We start from the raw sequence: 16,413 nt of genomic DNA, 5'->3' as shown, positions 1-16,413 counted from the left end.
GGGGGCTCCCCGCAAGGCCAATCCGCGCCGGCGCGAGACCGCGCCGGTCGGTCGTCGCATCGCGGCCATGGGCACGGGCCTGCTGACCATGCTGGGCCTGGCCGCCGTGCTGGTCGTACTGGGCGCGGTATGGGTCTATCAGGGGCCTGGTCCGGCTGCGCGATCGGGCGATCAGACCACCGTCGTCCTGCGGCGCGGGGCCAGCCTGCCGGAGATCGCCTCCAGCCTGGAGCAGGCGGGGGTGATCCGCTCGTCCTCGCTGTTCCTGACCGCCGCCCAGACCACCGGCGCGGCGCGCAAGCTCAAGGCCGGCGAATACGAGTTCGCCAGCCACGCCTCACTGCGCCAGGTGCTGGCCAAGATTCGCGACGGCAAGATCGTCCGCCACCAGGTGACCATCGCCGAGGGCCTGACCTCCGACATGGTGGTCGACATCCTGATGCGCGCGCCCGAGCTGACCGGCACCGTGCCGACCCCGCCGGAAGGCTCGGTCCTGCCCGAGACCTACCAAGTCCAGCGCGGCGAGGACCGGGCGGCGGTGCTGCAGCGGATGATGGACGCCCGCGACGAGGTGCTCGACCGCCTGTGGGCCCAGCGCCAGTCGGGCCTGCCGTTCGCGACGAAGGAGGAGGCCGTGACCATGGCCTCGATCGTCGAGAAGGAAACGGCCCTGGCCCGCGAGCGACCGCACGTGGCGGCGGTGTTCATCAACCGCCTGCGCCAGGGCATCCGCCTGGGCAGCGACCCGACGATCATCTACGGCCTGACCCGCGGGCGGCCGCTGGGTCGGGGCATCCTGCAGTCGGAGTTGCAGCGGCAGACGCCCTACAACACCTATCTGATCGAGGGCCTGCCGCCGACCCCGATCGCCAATCCGGGCAAGGCCGCCCTGGCGGCCGTACTCAATCCGATGAAGAGCAACGACCTCTATTTCGTCGCTGACGGCACCGGCGGTCACGTCTTCGCCTCGACCTACGAAGAGCACGAGCGCAATGTCGCCAAGTGGCGGCAGGTCGAGCGGTCGAAGGCGACCGCTCAGGCCGGCGCCTCCGGGGGCGCCAAGAGCCCGTCGAATCTCTAGGGAGCGAGGATGGCGCTGTCAGGCATGACCGGCTTCGCCCGCGTCGAAGGCTCGCTCGGAGCCTGGTCGTGGGCGGTGGAGGCGCGTAGCGTCAACGGCCGCAATCTGGAAACCCGTTTCCGCGGTCCGCCGGGCTTCGACGCCCTGGACCGGGCCGCGCGCGACGCCGCCCAGGCCCGATTCCAGCGCGGCCAACTGACCGTAAACTTGCAGGCCAAGCGGGCGGAGGCGCAAGGCGCCGTGCAGATCAATGTCGAGGTGCTGGAGCGCTACCTGAAGGCTGGCGCGCCCTATGTGGCCACCGGCATGGTCGGCAAGCCCAGCCTGGACGGCCTGCTGGCCCTGCGCGGCGTGATCGACGCCCGCGAGGAGGACGAGGCCGCCGAAGACCGGGCCGCGGTTGAGGCCGCCATGGCCGCCACGATCGGCCAGGCCCTGGACGGCCTGAAGGCGGCGCGGCTGGAGGAGGGGACCGCCCTGGCCCCGATCCTGACCGGCGCCGTCGATCGCATCGAGGCCCTGACCCTGCTGGCCTCGCAGGAAGCCGCCGGCCAGCCGGCCGTGCTCCGGGAGCGCTACGCCCGCAAGCTGACCGAACTGATCGGCGAGGCGGCGTCGGAGGAGCGCATCGTGCAGGAAGCCGCCGGCATGGCCGTCAAGGCCGACGTCCGCGAGGAACTGGACCGGCTGTCGAGCCACGTGGCGGCCGCCCGAGCCCTGCTGGCCGCCGACGCGGCCGCCGGCCGGCGCCTGGACTTCCTGTCTCAGGAGTTCATGCGCGAGGCCAACACCCTTTGCAGCAAGTCGGCGCTGACGGCCCTGACGGCGCACGGCCTGGATCTGAAGGCCACGATCGAGCAATTCCGGGAACAGGTTCAGAATGTCGAATAATCCGCATGGACGCACCCGCGGCCTGCTGCTGATGGTCGTGGCCCCGTCGGGCGTGGGCAAGACCTCGCTGACCCGCCGCCTGGTGGCCGACCACAACGACCTGCACCTGTCGATCAGCGCCACCACCCGCGACCCGCGTCCAGGTGAGCACGACGGGCGCGACTACCACTTCGTCAGCCGCGACAAGTTCCAGACGATGATCCAGGACGACGCCTTCCTGGAATGGGCCGAGGTCTATGGCAACCACTACGGCAGCCCGCGCGCGCCGATCATGGAAGCGCTGGACCGTGGCGAGAGCGTGCTGTTCGACATCGATTTCCAGGGCGCGATGAAAGTCCACAAGCAGGCCGGCGAGGACAGCGTCCTGGTCTATATCCTGCCGCCGTCCCTGGCCGAGATGAGCCGCCGGCTGCACGCTCGCAGCCAGGACAGCGAAGAGGTCATCCACCGCCGCCTGGCCCGCGCCAAAGACGAGGTCGCCGCCTGGGAGCAGTTCGACTACGTCATCCTCAACGACGACTTCGACAAGGCCTATTCGGACCTGGCCCACATCTACCACGCCGAACGCCAGAAGCGGGCCCGCAACCCGTGGATCGGCAACCTGGTGGCCGACCTACTGAAGGAAGAGATCTAGCGAGCGGAGCAAGCGCGATGGCCATTGGCTGGTCTGATCTGACCTTCACGCCCAATGACGAAGCGGTGCAGACTCTGCGGGCGTCTTGGGCTTGGCTGCTGGGCGATGACTGGTCGCCAATCCTCTTTTCCATCTGGGGAGATGTTTTTATCCAGCGACCCGACGGCGTGGCCTGGGTGAACACGGGGACCGCCGATGTCACAATCGTAGCGGCCGACCAGGACGAATTTCGTAGGAAGTTGATGGGCGAGGCTCGCGAGGATTGGTTCCTGCCCAGGCTCGTTGGCTTATTGCACGAACAGGGCAAAAGACCAGCGCCCGGAGAATGCTTTACCTACGAGATCTATCCGATCTTTGCAGAGGGCAAGTACATGCCCGAGAATTTCAACTCGGCGCCCGCCGCTGACCATTTCGGCGCGTCTGGGTCCATCCATCGCCAAATCCGTGATTTGGAAAACGGCGCGAAGGTGCGATTGACTGTTTCCGATTAAGGCGATCAACCCGCCATCACCGCCCGCGCCAGGGCCTGGAACCCCGCCACGTCGACGGTCTCGGCCCGCGCGTCCGGATTGATCCCGGCCTTCTCGCACAGCACGCCGCCGCCCAAGGCCTTGAGGCTGGAGCGCAGCATCTTGCGGCGCTGGCCGAAGGCGGCGGCGGTGACCTTTTCCAGAGCCGCGACCAGGGCCTTGTCGGGTGCGGGCTCCAGGGGGACCAGGCGCACCACGGCCGAGGCCACCTTGGGCGGCGGGGTGAAGGCGCGGGCCGGCAGGTCCATGACCACCTTGGCGCTGCACACGGTCTGGGAGACCACGGCCAGCCGGCCATAGGCGTCGTCGTTCACGTCGGCGGCGATGCGGTCGGCGACTTCCTTCTGGAACATCAGGGTCATCGACAGCGGCCGGAACGGGCCGGTCAGCCAGTTGATCAGCAGCGGCGTGCCGACATTGTAGGGCAGGTTGCTGACCATGTGGGCCGGGCCGCCGGCGATGGCGGCCATGTCGACCTTCTGGGCGTCGCCCTGGATGATCGTCAGCCGGCCGTCGGCGGCCGCGCCCAGCTCTTCCAGCAGCGGGATGAACCGCCTGTCCATCTCGACCGCCACGACCCGCGCACCGGTCTCCAGCAAGGCCCGGGTCAGGCCGCCGGGACCGGGGCCGACCTCGACCACCACGTCGCCTTCGCCCACCTCGGACAGGCGGGCGATCTTGCGGGTGATGTTCAGGTCCAGCAGAAAGTGCTGGCCGAAGCTCTTGTTGGCCAGCAGGTCATGCTCGGCGAGAACCTCGCGAAGCGGCGGCAGGTCGGCGAGGCTCATGGTCTCTCGAAGGTTCAGGCGCCCAGTCAGGCGATCGAGCGCCGGTCGGCGATCTCGGCGGCCAGGCGGATGGCGGCGATCAGGCTGTCGGCCCGGGCCAGGCCCCGGCCGGCGATGTCGAACCCCGTACCATGATCGGGCGAGGTGCGCACGATCGGCAGGCCCAGGGTGACGTTCACCCCCGCCCAGAAGTCCAGCATCTTGACCGGGATCAGCGCCTGATCGTGATACATGCACAGCACGGCGTCGTAGGTGGCGCGGGCCTCGGCGTGGAACAGGCTGTCGGCCGGGGCGGGGCCCCGGACCTGAATCCCCAGCTCGCGCAGGGCCCGCACCGCCGGCTCGATGATCGCGATTTCCTCGCCGCCCAAAGCGCCGCCCTCGCCGGCGTGAGGGTTGAGCGCCGCCACCGCCAGGCGTGGAACCGCGACGCCGAAATCCTTGCGCAGAGCCTCGACCGTCACCCGGCCGGCGTTGACGATCGCCTCGATCGACAGTGCGGCGGGCACGGCCGACAGAGGCATGTGGATCGTCACCAGGGTTGCGCGCAGGTCGCGGGCCGCCAGCATCATCACCGGACCGTGCGGGGGCTGGCCCTGGCCGACATGGGTCAGCTCGGCCAGAAACTCGGTGTGGCCAGGAAAGGCGAAACCGGCGTCATACAGCGGCGCCTTGGCGATGGGAGCGGTGACCAGACCCGTCACGGCGCCCGACAAGGCCAGGCCCGCACCGGTCTCGATCCAGCGGATCACCTGGGCGGCGTGGGCGCCGGAGGGCTTGCCGGCCACCACAGGAGCCTGCAGCGGGATGTCCAGGACGGGCAGGGCCTGGCTGAACACCTTGATCGCCTCGACGGGCCCGGTGACGGCGCGGACCTTCACCCCGCCGCCCGCCGAAGCCAGCAACTGGGCGTCGCCCACCACCATGAAACTCGGCCCTTCGGCGCGCAGGGCGGACCAGGCCTTGGCGATGATCTCCGGCCCAATGCCGGCCGGATCGCCGGCGCTCAGGGCGAGGGCCGTGGTCTTCACCGGGTCTCGATGGTCGCCGAGTTGCGCAGGTCCCGCAGATAACGTTTGGAGATCAGCGCAAGCTGTTGGCCGCGCAGGCGGTTTTCGATCTGGTCGTGCGTCGGGGCCTGGGCGCCGGACTGGCGCTTGCCGCAGACGGCGATCAGGTGCAGGCCGGCGTCGGTGCGGATCGGGTCGGAGACCTGGCCGACCTTCAGGGTGTTGGCGGCCTCCTGGAAGGCCGGGGCCAGATCGGTGATCTCGGCCTCGCCCAGATCGCCAGCCACCACGCCCTCGACCTTGCCGGCCGTGGCCTCAAGGGTCTCGCAGCTGGTGATCTTGGGCTTGAGATCGGCCAGCAGCTTCTGGGCGGCGTCGACCTGCGCCTGGGGGGCGTCCTTGGGCAGAGCCACGGCGATCTGCTTGAGGTCGACCAGGGCCGTCTTCGCGCCCGAGCGTTTCTCGCGCAGATAGACGATGTAGACGCCGTCTCGCACCGGGATCGGCGCGGAGAGCTGCCCCGGACGTAGCTGTTCGAGCGCGGCGTCGACCTCCGGCGGCATTTCGCCGGGGCTGACCCAGCCGGCGTCGCCGCCATTGGCTGCTGTCGGCGAGGCCGAGAACTGGCGAGCCACGGCGGGGAAGGGCGCGCCCTGCTGCATCTGGGTGACCAGCTGCTTGGCGCCGTTCTCAGCCACTTCCATGCCGCCGACGCGCGCCGCGTCGATGAACACTTCGCTGACCTGGTACTGCGGCTTGCTGGCGGCCTCGGCCTGGCGGCGCTCGAAGGCCTTGATCTGATCGTCGCCGATCCGCAGGCGCGAGCCGTAGCGGCCGCTGATCCAGGCCTGCCAGCTGCTGTCGGCGCGGATCTGAGCTTTCCAGGTGTCGATCCCGACGCCCTGAGCCTGCAGCTGCTGTGTCAGCTGGGCCGCGGTCATGTTGTTGCCCTTGGCGATGTCCTCGATCTGCTCTTCGACTTCCTTGTCGGTCGAGATGATCGTGATCTTCTGGGCCTTCTCGACCCGACGCAGTTCCTGCATCTGAACGTGCTCGTCGATCAGCGAACGCAGGGCTTCCTGCTCCAGCTGGGGCAGGTTTTCCTGGGTCGGCTGAAGGCCGGACGTCACCATCAGCAGGCGCATGCGCTGCATCAGGTCGTAGCTGGAGATGATGTCGTCGTTGACGACCGCGGCGACGCTTTCCGACAGAGGATTGGCGCGCGCCGCGGCGGCGGCCGGAGCCGCCGGCGCATCCACGACAGGGGGCGCCGCAGGCGCCGCCTCTTGAGCCAGGGCGGGCAGGCCAAGGCTCGCCACGGTCAAGGCGAGGATGGAAGCGGTGCAGGCCGCCAGTTTCGTCACGCTACGCGCAGACCGCATCGGTATTGTCGTTCCTCTAGACGCGTCCAAAGGAAGGCGCGCGCTTGATCGCGCGTCCCCCGACGCGGTGACATTCTAATCGGTGTACAGTGTGTCGCCCAATGTGGCGAGCGTTAGGCGCAGCACCACGGACTCATTGGACTTCAACTTCAGGCCGTTGGCGGTTTGAGTGTAGCGATCTTCATTCTGATAGATCATGTCCAGACGGACACAGTCGTCCTTGTAGTAGACGCCCAGGTCACGACGGGTCCAGGACCACTTGCTGTCGCTGGCCGGCAGGCCAAAAGTCCGGGCGTCCTGGTAGGACAGGCGGCCCAGGGCGGTTACACCCCAGTTCTCGCGGATCTTGTAGTCGCCGACGAAATCCAGGTTTTCCTGGCGGAAGCCGGTCGTGTCCTTGTTGTCCTTCAGGTAGCGCAGGGAGCCGAAGCCGCGGGCGACCGAAGCGTCAAGGCCGGCTTCCAGACGGTTGAGCTTGCTGGTGTCGTCGTCGAAGCGGGCGCGCGTGAAGGCGGTGATCCCGCGGATCGGGGTGACCGTCGCCGCCACGACCCAGTCGGAAGCCTTTTGGTCGAGCCCAGCCCGGGTCGGCATCAGCGGATCGATCTTGGTGCGCAGGCTGCGGCCCAGCAGGACGCTGCCGCCGCGACCGTCGGCAAACTTCACCGTTGCGCGACCGCCTACGTTCATGCGCGTGCCGCCTTCGTAAAGGTCGAAGCCAGGCGATTTGTTGACGTCGAACAGGTTGGTTTCGTCTAGTTCGAAGTTGGTGCTGTCTTCGTTGAAATAGATCGGATTGCCGGCCGGATCGCGGGCAACGACGATCGGCACCCGCGAGCTGTCGGACCCTGCGGCTAGTTGGACCAAGGGCTCAAGCACCACGCTGCCGCCATCCTTCAGGGGCTTGAAGAACGGCATGCTCAGGTCGACCCCGGCGACGCCCAGTCCGCGCGAATAGTCGATGTTGGTGGTCCTGTCGCCCGCGACCGTAGCGGCGAGGGGCAGGAAGACGTCGCTGACGCGATAGACGTCACCGCGAGCCTGGGCGAACGGCTCGACGCGCAGGCCTGAGCCCAGCGTCAGGCTGCCGCGCCAATCGCTCTTGATCGAACCGCGCACGGAATCAACGCCGTCCTGGCCCTTGTAGGCGGCGTAGGCGTAAGGGGGCTCGCCGAATTGGGATTCGGAACGGGTCAGGACCACGCCCGAACCCTGGACGCGAAGGCGGCCGCCCAGGATGTGCGACTCCGGCTCCCAGCGTCCCTCGACCATCGGACCGATCAGCGGGAAGGCGCCGCTGTTCTCGAACTGGTTCGCCAGACCCGCGGAGCTGACCTGGACGACCCGCAGGCCCTGCACCGAGATCATTGAGGCCGAGAAGTACGACCGGGCCGACTGGCGGGTCGCATAGATCTGCGACATCAAGCGATGGTCGTCGGCCGAGAACTGGCCGCGTTGCTGGTAAACGTCGCTGATGTCGTAGTCGTCGAAGATCAGCGCCTGTGAGGCCCGCTCGGCGCTGAAGCCCCATTTCCAGTTCTGGTCGATGTCGAACAGGCCCTTGGCCAGGATATAGCTCTTGGCGGTCGCCTCGCCGAACCGGTCACCGTGGTTGTCGAAGTCCTTGTCATAGGTGGCGCCGACCCGCGCCTCGACATAGCCGGAGTAGAACCGCTTGCGGTACTGGGCTTTCAGGAACGGGTTAACTTTCGTGTTGAATTGAGGGGTTACCACCAAATCCTGAGATGGAGACAACACGAAAAGATAGGGCTGCTCGTATACGAAGCCCCGCTTTTTGGAGACGCTGATCTTGGGCACCAGGAAGCCGGAGCGACGCTCGGTCTGTGGGTCCGGGTGCCAGAACACAGGCAGGTACATGAGCGGCGCGCCGAACACCCGGATGGTCGCGCCATGGTAGTAGACCAGGTGGTTGTTCTTGTCCTGGACCACCTTGTCGGCCTGGATGCTCCAGGTCGGCTTGGGCTTTTCGGCGCACACTTCGCAGGGCGTGTAGATCGCCTTGTTCAGCTCGGTGATCTGCTCGTTGCGACGCACGGCGGTGTCGGCGGCGATCTTGATGTTCTTGTCCAGACGAGCCGAGAAGCCGCGGGCGAAGCCGGCCTTCAGGTCCTTGTCCATGGTCATGTCGTTGGCGAATTCGGCCGTGCCGTCGGCGTTGATCAGCGTTACGTGACCGTGGGCGGTGACCACCTCGGTCTTGGTGTCGTAGACCACCTCGTCGGCGCGCAGGGTGCGACCCTGGTAGCGCGCTTCGACGTCGCCGCGGGCGATCATCTTCTGATTGGCGTCGTCGCGGATCAGAAGATCGGATTCCAGGTAGTAGCCGGTGTCGCCCAGGCCGTCGTCGACGGCCGGCGAGGGCGCGGGGGCGGCCGGAACCGTGGCGAGCGGCTGCTGCGCCTGCGCCGAGGCGGCGAAGGCGAGCCAGGCCGCTCCGGCCAGCAGGACCGCTCGGCCCTTCTCTTTCGCGCCCCAGCGAAGCTCCATCATCAAAGTCCTCGATCCCGGCGACACAGACTCAACCATCCTCGGTATAGCAAAGCAGCGTCAGACCCGCCAAAAGCGCTACGATCGGCGGGGTCCACGCCGCCATGGCCGGCGTCAGTACGTCGGCCTTGCCCAATGCGCCACACAGCTCGTTAAAGAAGAAGAAACCAAAGCCCAAGGTTACGCCCGCCCCGGCCAGGCCCGCCAGCCCGCCCAACCGCATCAGCCGCAGCGAGAAGGCGGCGGCCAGCACCGACATGGCGGCGAACAGCAGCGGCGTGGCCAGGACCTGTTGAAGCCGCAGGCGGAACGGTATCGACGAGAAACCCGCGGCCTCGGTGCGCTTGATGGTTTCGGGCAGCAGCCAGACAGCGATGGCCTGAGGATTGTTGAACCGCTCCGACGCCGTACGGTCGTCCAGATTGGACGGCATGGTGTAGGTTTCCGAGCGGATCGCTCCGGCGCCGGGCATGGCCACGCGCACTCCGGACAACCGCCAGAAGCCAGGTTCCAGCCGAGCCTCATCCGCCTCGATCCGTTGAGCAAATTGCAAAGAGCCGTTCGGCTGGACCGCATAGACGAACAGCGACACCCCGCGCAGCCGGACCGCGCCATCTACCTGGTCGCGCGCCCGGGCGCGAATGACCACCTGGGTCTTCTCGTCGCCCTGGCGCAGCCACAGGCCCTTGGGCGCCGACTTCAGATAGCTTTCCATCAGCGCGTCGCGCGAGGTTTCAAACTGAGCGCTCATCGCCGAGGTCAGCGGATTGAGCAGGGTCAGGGTCAGAAGGCCCATGACGAAAGCGGCGGTGGCGGCCGGCATGATGAAGCGCCAGGCCGAGACGCCTGCGGCCCGCATGGCGATCAACTCGCTGCGCCGATTGAGCCCAACGAACGCGCCCAGTGTTCCAAACAGGAAGATGAAGGGCGTCAGCACCAAGATCGTGGCGGGCGCCTGCAGCAAGGTCAGGAACAGCAGCTGGGTGAAGCCGACGTCCGCCCGGGTGCCCACGTTCTTCGAGATGTCGACGAAGGCGATCAGCATGACCAGCACGGCGACGACAGCCAGCGCCGCCGCCAGACCAGCCAAGGTCTTCCTGAGCACATAGCGCTCGATCATGCCGACGCCGATCATGGGGCCCCCAACGGCTGGAGGGCGTCGTGCGCGCCAATGGCGATGTAGCGGGCCACCTTCTGGCGGAAGATCTGCCGCAGGCCCCACCAGATCGCCGCCAAGGGCACCACGTATTGCAACGGATTGAGCCAGACGTCGTTGTCGCAGGCGGCCTTGACGCCAAACCCCACGATCTGGACCAGGGCGGCGGCCGCGCCGACGACGGCGATCCGCCGGCCATAGCCCATGCGGCTGAACGATCCGCCGATTACCGCCGCCACGGCCATCGACATCATGGCCAGGTTGTAGAGCGGGCTGGCCAGCCGCCAATGGCCTTCCGAAAGCAGCTTTTCGCGGTTCTGTTGCTCCCATTCCTGGGTCAGATCGGGAAAGAACAGCTCGTGCGGGTAGCGGTCGCCGATCTTGTAGTGCAGCAGCTCATCGCTCTGGAACAGCGAACTGAGGTCGAAGGTGTATTCGTCCCACGACAGGTACTGCAGCACGCCGGAGCTGGAGAACTCCTGGTTGGAGCCCTTGCGCAGGACCAGCACCGGCAGGCCCTTGCGCTCGGCGATGACGCCCTCGCGAGCGGTGTAGGTGACAGCGCCGCCGTTGGTCTTTTCCTGATGGATGAAAAGGTTGTGGATGATCTGGTCGCGGTCGATGGTCTGGGCGTAGACCGTCAGGCCCGGGCCTGGCTCTGTGAATTCGCCCGGACGCACCAGGGTCGAGGCCAGATCCGACTTGATGTCGAAGAAGGTCTCGCGAATCGCTCGAGAACTCCACGGCGCGGCCCACAGGCTCATGGTCAGCGACAGTAGGGTGGCGAACGCGGCCAGGCGCATGGCGGGCGAGATCACGCGCCAGCGGCTCATGCCGCCGGCGAAGCAGACCACGATCTCCTGTTCAGTATGCAACCGGTTCAGGGCCACCAGTGTGGCCACGAACAGGGCGATCGGCAGAATCATGCTCAGCAGCTGGGGCAGGGCCAGAGCGATGATCTTCAGGAAGACCATGGCGCTCTGGCGCTGTTCGATCAGGACGTCAAATTCCGACAGGCTGCGCGCCAGCAGGGCGAGCGCCACCAGGGCCAGCGTCGCCAAAAGCGTCGGGCCCAGCAACTGGCGGAAAAGATAGCGTTCGATCAGGCGCATCGACGTGGGGACGGGGGGCGAGGGAGACGGGAAGCGGTGGAGTCGCGCGGCGCGCCCCCGGGGAAGGGTTCCTTCTACACGGCGTGTTCGCGTGCGCACAACCGCTCAAGTCAGGCGGAAAAGCGGCGCTGGTCCGGACGGCGCCGAGGTCCCCGACGATTGGTGCTTTTCTTCGGTCCAGGTTTGGGCCAATCCAGCAGGCTAAAGGTCCTGCAAGGGCTCCATCGGTCATCAGGAGCGCGTCATGCGTATCGAGTTCGTCACCGCCGACACCCAGGCCGGCGCCAACGCCGCCCTGGCGGTCCTGGCCTACGAAGCCGCCGCTTTGTCGCCGGAGGCCAAGACGGTCAACGAGGCGACTGGCGGGGCCTTGGCCCGCGCCGTCGCGGGCGGTCGTTTCACCGGCGCCAAGGGCCAGACGCTGGACCTGATCGCTCCCGCCGGTCTCGAGGCCGCGCGCGTGCTGCTGGTGGGAATCGACGGCGACGGCGTGTTCGAGCCTGAGGCGATCGAGCTGGCCGCCGCCCACGCCTTCCAGGCTCTGAAGGCCTCCGGCGTTACCGAACTGGTGCTGAAGCTGGGCGGCGGCGACGCCGAGACCGCCGCTCGCGCCGCCTTTGGCACCAAGCTGGCGGCCTATCGCTTCGACCGCTACCGCACCACCGAGAAGGCCGAGAAGAAGCCCTCGGTGAACGTGGTCAAGGTGGCGGCCGCCGATCCGGCCAAGGCCAGCAAGGCGTTCGCGGCGCTGGAGGCGGTCGCCGACGCGATCCTGTTCAGCCGCGACCTCGTCTCCGAGCCGGCCAACGTCCTGCACCCGGAGGAATTCGCCGCCCGCGTAAAGGGTCTGGAGGCCCTTGGCCTGGAGGTCGAGGTGCTGGGCGAGGCCCAGATGGCTGAGCTGGGCATGGGCAGCTTGCTGGGCGTGGGGCAGGGCAGCGTGCGTGAGAGCCAGCTGGTGGTAATGAAGTGGTTTGGCGCCCCCGACAAGTCGGCCCAGCCGGTCGCCTTCGTCGGCAAGGGCGTCTGTTTCGACACCGGCGGCATCTCGATCAAGCCCGCCGACGGCATGGAAGACATGAAGTGGGACATGGGCGGCGCGGCCGCCGTGGCCGGCGTCATGCACGCCCTGGCCGGTCGCAAGGCCAAGGTCAACGCCATCGGCATCCTGGGCCTGGTCGAGAACATGCCCGATGGCAACGCCCAGCGCCCGGGCGACGTGGTCACCTCGATGTCGGGCCAGACCATCGAGGTCATCAACACCGACGCCGAAGGCCGCCTCGTCCTGGCGGACGCCCTTTGGTACTGCCAGGACCGCTTCAAGCCCAAGGTCATGGTCGACCTGGCCACCCTGACCGGCGCGATCATCATTTCGCTGGGTCATGATCTGGGCGGATTGTTCAGTAATAACGACGGCTTGTCGGAAAAACTTCTCGCCGCTGGCAAGGCCGAGCGCGAGCCGCTATGGCGCATGCCGATGCCGGCTTCTTACGAGAAGCAGATCGAAAGCCCGATCGCAGACATGAAGAACATCGGCGGCCGACCGGCTGGCTCGATCACCGCGGCCCTGTTCCTGCAGAAGTTTGTCAACGGCGTACCGTGGGCCCACCTGGACATCGCCTCGGTGGCCTGGAAGAAGCCTTCGACCGATCCGACCGTCCCGGACGGCGCGGTCGGCTTCGGCGTGCGGCTGCTGAACCGCCTGGTGGCCGACGCTTACGAAGGCTAGCCCTTGACCGCCGCGCCCTGCGATATCTGGTTCTACCACCTGGAACGCAGCCCCTTGGAAGAGGTGCTGCCCGGGCTGCTGGAAAAGACCCTGGGCCGCGGCTGGCGAGCGCTGGTGCGCGCCGGCGACCCGGCCCGCCTGCGGGCGTTGGATGCCCACCTCTGGACCTGGCGCGACGACAGCTTCCTGCCGCACGGCCTGGACGACGAGCCGATGGCCGATCGCCAGCCGGTGCTGCTGACCGACCGGCTGGACAACCCGAACGGCGGCCAGGCGTTGTTCCTGCTCGACGGGGCCGAACCGGGCGACCTTTCGGCGTTTGAACGCTGCATCCTGCTGTTCGACGGCCGGGACGAGGAGGCCCTGCGCCTGGCCCGGGGACGATGGAAGGCCTTCAAGGGCGCGGGCCATCCGGTGTCCTACTGGCGCCAGGGCGCCGAACGAGGATGGGAGAAGCAGGCATGAAGCGGTTCGTATTGGCTGGCGTGGCGCTGTTGCTGGCCTCGTGCTCCAGCAGCGCCCCGACGCCGGCGCCCGCCCCCATGCCGCCGCCGACCACTCCGACCGCGCCGCCGGCCGTGGCCTTGCCCGCCAAGCCGCCCGTGGCCGAAAAGGATCAATGCGGCCTGAAGGACGCCCAGACCTTCGTCGGCAAGAACCGCACCGACCTGCCGGCTCCGGTGGATCCCTCGCGCTGGCGGGTTGCCTGTACGACCTGCCCAGTGACCATGGACTACCGTCCCGACCGGCTGAACATCCTGTTCAACCCCGACACCGGCGTCGTCCAGCAGGTGAAGTGTGGCTAAGAGCCCAGAGCATCGCGCGGAAAAGTGGACGCCGATTTTCCGCAAAAGCGATGCGAAAACCAAAATCTAGAGCAAGTCGTGCGATTCCTATATCGCGCGATTTGCTCTAGCGGGTTCCCACGCCCGGAAACAGCGCCGGTTCGCCATCGAAGACGCCGAGATAGCCCAGTTCGCCTAGCAGCGGGGTCACGGTGTCGGCGTAGTCTTCGGCGTGCTGGCGCAGGGGGGCGGGGCGGCCGGCTTGGTCCTGCAGGCGGTAGACGGTCCACATCTTGCCGCGCGGGGCCGGGGCGCCGGGCTGCAGGTAGCGGTGCTCCCAACCCACCAGGGCCGGCGTGCGGCCGATCTCGACGTCGAATGGCCGGTCGCGGAACGCCAAATCCATGTCCAGTCGCATGGCCTCGGCCAGCCGCCGGTCCAGCCACTCGCCGAACGCGGCCAGCACCGCAGCCGCGGACAGGCCTTCTGGGTTGGCGACGATGTGATTTCGGGACGTGTTTCCTGAACTCATGCGAACAGGAATACGCGCCTCGGGTCACGTAAAGGATAAGAGACGTGGTTTAGGTGCATTTACCATGCCGATCTATTGGCTCGGCAGGGCGAATGCTCGGATCAGGTCGGCGGAGAAGCCGTGACCTCGGGTATTCACCAATCCATGGCCAAGCTTAAGCTTGGTCAAGGCGACTGAAAAATATCGGCTGTTGCCAGGCTGAGGGCCAACCTTCGGCATCGCGCCAACTCAGGGAAGTGACGATGAGCGATCAGGCGACGGCCAGGCATCCGTGGATTTCGACAGGGCGCGGTCCGTAGCGCTGCGCCAGGCCCTCTTCGCCTTCAGGCCTCCGCCGCCGCCAGTTCCTCGGCCAGCTCCATCCACGTCGCCTCGGCCTCGTCCAGCTTGGCCTTGGCGCTGTCGCGGCGCTTGGTCAGTTCGGCGACCTTGGTCGGGTTCTTGTAGAGCTGCGGGTCGGCCAACTGGGCGTTGAGTTCCGCGACCTGACGGGTCTGGCGGGTGACGACCTGCTCGGCGGCCTCGATCTTGCGCTTCAGCGGCTCGACGGCGACGGTCTTCTTCGGCGCGGCGGCCGGTTCGGCCTTGGCCGGTTCACGCGCCACCTGGGTCGGCTTCACCGCCTGCTTGGCGCGGTCGAGCACGAACTTGGCGTAGTCGTCCATGTCGCCGTCGAACGGCTTGACCGTGCCATCGGCGGCCAGCCACAGGCGGTCGGCGACCAGTTCCATCAGCGAGCGGTCGTGGGTGATCAGGATCACCGCGCCCTCATAGTCGTTCAGGGCGTCCAGCAGCGCCCGGCGAGAGTCGATGTCCAGGTGGTTGGTCGGCTCGTCCAGGATCAGCATGTGCGGGGCGTCCATCGCCACCAGGTTCAGCAGCAGCCGGGCGCGTTCGCCGCCCGACAGGCTCTCGACCTTGGTCTCCTGCTTCTCGAACCCCAGGCCGAACTGGGCCAGGCGCGAGCGGCGCGAGGATTCCGACGCGTCCGGCATGGCCCGGCGGATGATCTCCAGCGGGGTGTCTTCCGGATCCATCGCCTCGATCTGGTGCTGGTGGAACCAGCCGACCTTCATCTTCTTGTCGCGGTGGAACTCGCCGGCCTGCACGCCCAGCGCCCCGGCGATCATCTTGGCGAAGGTCGACTTGCCCGCGCCGTTGACGCCCAGCAGGCCGATCCGGTCATCGAGGTCCATGCGCAGATTGAGGTTCTTCAGGATCGCGCGGCCAGCCTCGTAGCCGACGCTGGCCTTCTCCAGCCGGATCAGCGGCGGCGGCAGCGGGCGCGGCGGCGAGGGTAGGGTGAAGGGCGCGACGCGCTCCTCGATCGTCGTGGCCACGGGCTCCATCTTGGCCAGGCGTTTCATCCGCGACTGGGCCTGGGCGGCCTTGGACGCCTTGGCCTTGAAGCGATCGACGAAGGCCTGCAGGTGGGCGCGCTCGGCGTCCTGCTTGGCCTTGGCCGAGAGCTGCAGGCGGGCTTTCTCGGCGCGGCGCTTTTCGAAGTCGTCGTAGCCGCCTGTGTAGAGCTCCAGCTTGCCGCCGGCCAAGTGCAGCATGTGCGTGCAGCTGTTGTTGAGCAGTTCGCGGTCATGGCTGACGATCAGGGCGGTGTGCGGATACTTCTGGAGCCGCGCCTCAAGCCAAAGCGCGCCTTCCAGGTCCAGATAGTTGGTCGGTTCGTCCAACAACAGCATGTCGGGCTCGGCGAACAGCGCCGCGGCCAGGGCCACGCGCATCCGCCAGCCGCCTGAGAACTCGCTCATCGGCCGGGCTAGGTCATCCTGGGTGAAGCCAAGGCCCACAAGGATTTCCGAAGCCTTGGCCGGGGCCGCGTCGGAATCGATTTCGATCAGCCGGCCCCAGATCTCGCCCATCTCCTCGGGTTCGGCCGTTTCCAGGCGCGTCAGCAGCCGGTGGCGCTCCTCGTCGGCCTCCAGCACCGTCTCCAGCAGGGTGAAGGGGGTGGCCGGATGTTCCTGATCCACCGAGCCGACGCGGGCGCTCTTGGGCAGGCTGATCTCGTCGTCGCCGGCCTGCAGCTGGCCCAGGATCAGCTTGAACAGCGTCGACTTGCCCACGCCGTTGCGGCCGATCAGTCCCACCTTGGCCCCAGGCGGCAGACTCACGCTGGCGTGGTCGAAGAACTTCCGACCCCACGCGCTGAAGGTCAGGTCTTTGATCTGGAGCATATGATTTAAAGGTACGCGGCGGGTTGGCGGGGAGGAGGCGCCCGGCTATAAGCCCGCGACCTCCCAATCTACAAACTTTCTCT

Annotated in this window: 15 protein-coding genes; 7 read left to right on the top strand and 8 right to left on the bottom strand. The window is 67.2% G+C overall.

Going from position 1 to position 16,413, the window contains the following annotated elements; genetic code table 11:
- Positions 1 to 67 precede the first annotated feature (67 nt).
- The 4 genes from mltG to EV278_RS08960 are packed head-to-tail and all read left to right on the top strand — an operon-like array spanning position 68 to position 3,097.
- A complete protein-coding gene (gene mltG, locus EV278_RS08975) occupies positions 68 to 1,081 on the top strand; it encodes an endolytic transglycosylase MltG (RefSeq protein ID WP_132090166.1) in 1,014 nt (337 codons plus the stop codon).
- Between the two features lie 9 nt (positions 1,082 to 1,090).
- Entirely contained in the window at positions 1,091 to 1,972 is an 882-nt protein-coding gene (locus EV278_RS08970; RefSeq protein ID WP_132089637.1) for a YicC/YloC family endoribonuclease, read from the top strand.
- Positions 1,962 to 2,606 carry a guanylate kinase gene (gmk, locus tag EV278_RS08965; protein ID WP_132089634.1) on the top strand — a complete coding sequence of 215 codons (645 nt, stop codon included), beginning with the start codon at positions 1,962 to 1,964 and terminating at the stop codon, positions 2,604 to 2,606. Before EV278_RS08970 ends, gmk begins: the two co-directional genes overlap by 11 nt.
- Positions 2,607 to 2,623: 17 nt before the next feature.
- Positions 2,624 to 3,097 (top strand): T6SS immunity protein Tdi1 domain-containing protein, encoded by a 474-nt coding sequence (locus tag EV278_RS08960; protein WP_132089631.1) that lies wholly within the window; start codon positions 2,624 to 2,626, stop codon positions 3,095 to 3,097.
- Between the two features lie 5 nt (positions 3,098 to 3,102).
- On the opposite strand, the gene rsmA is transcribed toward EV278_RS08960, so the two are convergent.
- The 6 genes from rsmA to lptF all read right to left on the bottom strand — a co-directional run bounded on the left by rsmA (position 3,103) and on the right by lptF (position 11,092).
- A complete protein-coding gene (gene rsmA / locus EV278_RS08955; protein ID WP_132089628.1) occupies positions 3,103 to 3,924 on the bottom strand; it encodes a 16S rRNA (adenine(1518)-N(6)/adenine(1519)-N(6))-dimethyltransferase RsmA in 822 nt (273 codons plus the stop codon).
- Between the two features lie 26 nt (positions 3,925 to 3,950).
- The gene (gene pdxA, locus EV278_RS08950; RefSeq protein WP_132089625.1) at positions 3,951 to 4,955 is read right to left on the bottom strand and encodes a 4-hydroxythreonine-4-phosphate dehydrogenase PdxA; all 1,005 of its coding nucleotides are present in this window, start codon (positions 4,953 to 4,955) and stop codon (positions 3,951 to 3,953) included.
- Positions 4,952 to 6,316, bottom strand: a complete 1,365-nt coding sequence (locus tag EV278_RS08945; protein ID WP_132089622.1) for a peptidylprolyl isomerase — start codon at positions 6,314 to 6,316, stop codon at positions 4,952 to 4,954. Before EV278_RS08945 ends, pdxA begins: the two co-directional genes overlap by 4 nt.
- A 75-nt stretch (positions 6,317 to 6,391) precedes the next feature.
- Positions 6,392 to 8,827, bottom strand: a complete 2,436-nt coding sequence (locus EV278_RS08940) for an LPS-assembly protein LptD (RefSeq protein WP_132089619.1) — start codon at positions 8,825 to 8,827, stop codon at positions 6,392 to 6,394.
- A gap of 28 nt (positions 8,828 to 8,855) precedes the next feature.
- Complete coding sequence (gene lptG, locus EV278_RS08935) at positions 8,856 to 9,959, bottom strand: LPS export ABC transporter permease LptG (RefSeq protein WP_132089617.1); 1,104 nt, start codon at positions 9,957 to 9,959, stop codon at positions 8,856 to 8,858.
- Complete coding sequence (lptF, locus tag EV278_RS08930; RefSeq protein WP_132089614.1) at positions 9,956 to 11,092, bottom strand: LPS export ABC transporter permease LptF; 1,137 nt, start codon at positions 11,090 to 11,092, stop codon at positions 9,956 to 9,958. The genes lptG and lptF overlap by 4 nt, the downstream gene beginning before the upstream one ends.
- A gap of 244 nt (positions 11,093 to 11,336) precedes the next feature.
- Here lptF and EV278_RS08925 point away from each other — a divergent pair, with 244 nt between their 5' ends.
- Genes EV278_RS08925 through EV278_RS08915 form a run of 3 tightly spaced genes read left to right on the top strand, consistent with a single transcriptional unit; the run spans position 11,337 to position 13,627 of the window.
- Complete coding sequence (locus EV278_RS08925; protein WP_132089612.1) at positions 11,337 to 12,821, top strand: leucyl aminopeptidase; 1,485 nt, start codon at positions 11,337 to 11,339, stop codon at positions 12,819 to 12,821.
- Positions 12,822 to 12,824: 3 nt separating this feature from the next.
- On the top strand, positions 12,825 to 13,286 hold the full coding sequence (locus EV278_RS08920; protein ID WP_132089609.1) for a DNA polymerase III subunit chi: 462 nt from the start codon (positions 12,825 to 12,827) through the stop codon (positions 13,284 to 13,286).
- Positions 13,283 to 13,627 (top strand): peptidase inhibitor I78, encoded by a 345-nt coding sequence (locus EV278_RS08915; protein ID WP_165916575.1) that lies wholly within the window; start codon positions 13,283 to 13,285, stop codon positions 13,625 to 13,627. The genes EV278_RS08920 and EV278_RS08915 overlap by 4 nt, the downstream gene beginning before the upstream one ends.
- Before the next feature lie 106 nt (positions 13,628 to 13,733).
- Here EV278_RS08915 and EV278_RS08910 read toward each other — a convergent pair whose 3' ends face one another.
- Both EV278_RS08910 and EV278_RS08905 read right to left on the bottom strand, forming a co-directional pair.
- A complete protein-coding gene (locus EV278_RS08910; protein WP_132089604.1) occupies positions 13,734 to 14,138 on the bottom strand; it encodes a hypothetical protein in 405 nt (134 codons plus the stop codon).
- Positions 14,139 to 14,461: 323 nt separating this feature from the next.
- Positions 14,462 to 16,330 (bottom strand): ABC-F family ATP-binding cassette domain-containing protein, encoded by a 1,869-nt coding sequence (locus EV278_RS08905; protein WP_132089603.1) that lies wholly within the window; start codon positions 16,328 to 16,330, stop codon positions 14,462 to 14,464.
- Positions 16,331 to 16,413 lie beyond the last annotated feature (83 nt).

It is taken from the genome of Caulobacter sp. BK020, from assembly GCF_004342605.1.
Lineage (GTDB): Bacteria > Pseudomonadota > Alphaproteobacteria > Caulobacterales > Caulobacteraceae > Caulobacter.
This window is presented reverse-complemented; position numbering and strand designations above follow the sequence as displayed.

Excerpts from the sequence above, each read along its gene's own strand:
- mltG (WP_132090166.1), top strand. The coding sequence starts at position 68 with ATGGGCACGGGCCTGCTGACCATGCTGGGCCTGGCCGCCGTGCTGGTC.
- EV278_RS08970 (WP_132089637.1), top strand. The coding sequence starts at position 1,091 with ATGGCGCTGTCAGGCATGACCGGCTTCGCCCGCGTCGAAGGCTCGCTC.
- gmk (WP_132089634.1), top strand. The coding sequence starts at position 1,962 with ATGTCGAATAATCCGCATGGACGCACCCGCGGCCTGCTGCTGATGGTC.
- EV278_RS08960 (WP_132089631.1), top strand. The coding sequence starts at position 2,624 with ATGGCCATTGGCTGGTCTGATCTGACCTTCACGCCCAATGACGAAGCG.
- rsmA (WP_132089628.1), bottom strand. The coding sequence starts at position 3,924 with ATGAGCCTCGCCGACCTGCCGCCGCTTCGCGAGGTTCTCGCCGAGCAT.
- EV278_RS08945 (WP_132089622.1), bottom strand. The coding sequence starts at position 6,316 with ATGCGGTCTGCGCGTAGCGTGACGAAACTGGCGGCCTGCACCGCTTCC.
- EV278_RS08940 (WP_132089619.1), bottom strand. The coding sequence starts at position 8,827 with ATGATGGAGCTTCGCTGGGGCGCGAAAGAGAAGGGCCGAGCGGTCCTG.
- lptG (WP_132089617.1), bottom strand. The coding sequence starts at position 9,959 with ATGATCGGCGTCGGCATGATCGAGCGCTATGTGCTCAGGAAGACCTTG.
- lptF (WP_132089614.1), bottom strand. The coding sequence starts at position 11,092 with ATGCGCCTGATCGAACGCTATCTTTTCCGCCAGTTGCTGGGCCCGACG.
- EV278_RS08925 (WP_132089612.1), top strand. The coding sequence starts at position 11,337 with ATGCGTATCGAGTTCGTCACCGCCGACACCCAGGCCGGCGCCAACGCC.
- EV278_RS08915 (WP_165916575.1), top strand. The coding sequence starts at position 13,283 with ATGAAGCGGTTCGTATTGGCTGGCGTGGCGCTGTTGCTGGCCTCGTGC.
- EV278_RS08910 (WP_132089604.1), bottom strand. The coding sequence starts at position 14,138 with ATGAGTTCAGGAAACACGTCCCGAAATCACATCGTCGCCAACCCAGAA.
- EV278_RS08905 (WP_132089603.1), bottom strand. The coding sequence starts at position 16,330 with ATGCTCCAGATCAAAGACCTGACCTTCAGCGCGTGGGGTCGGAAGTTC.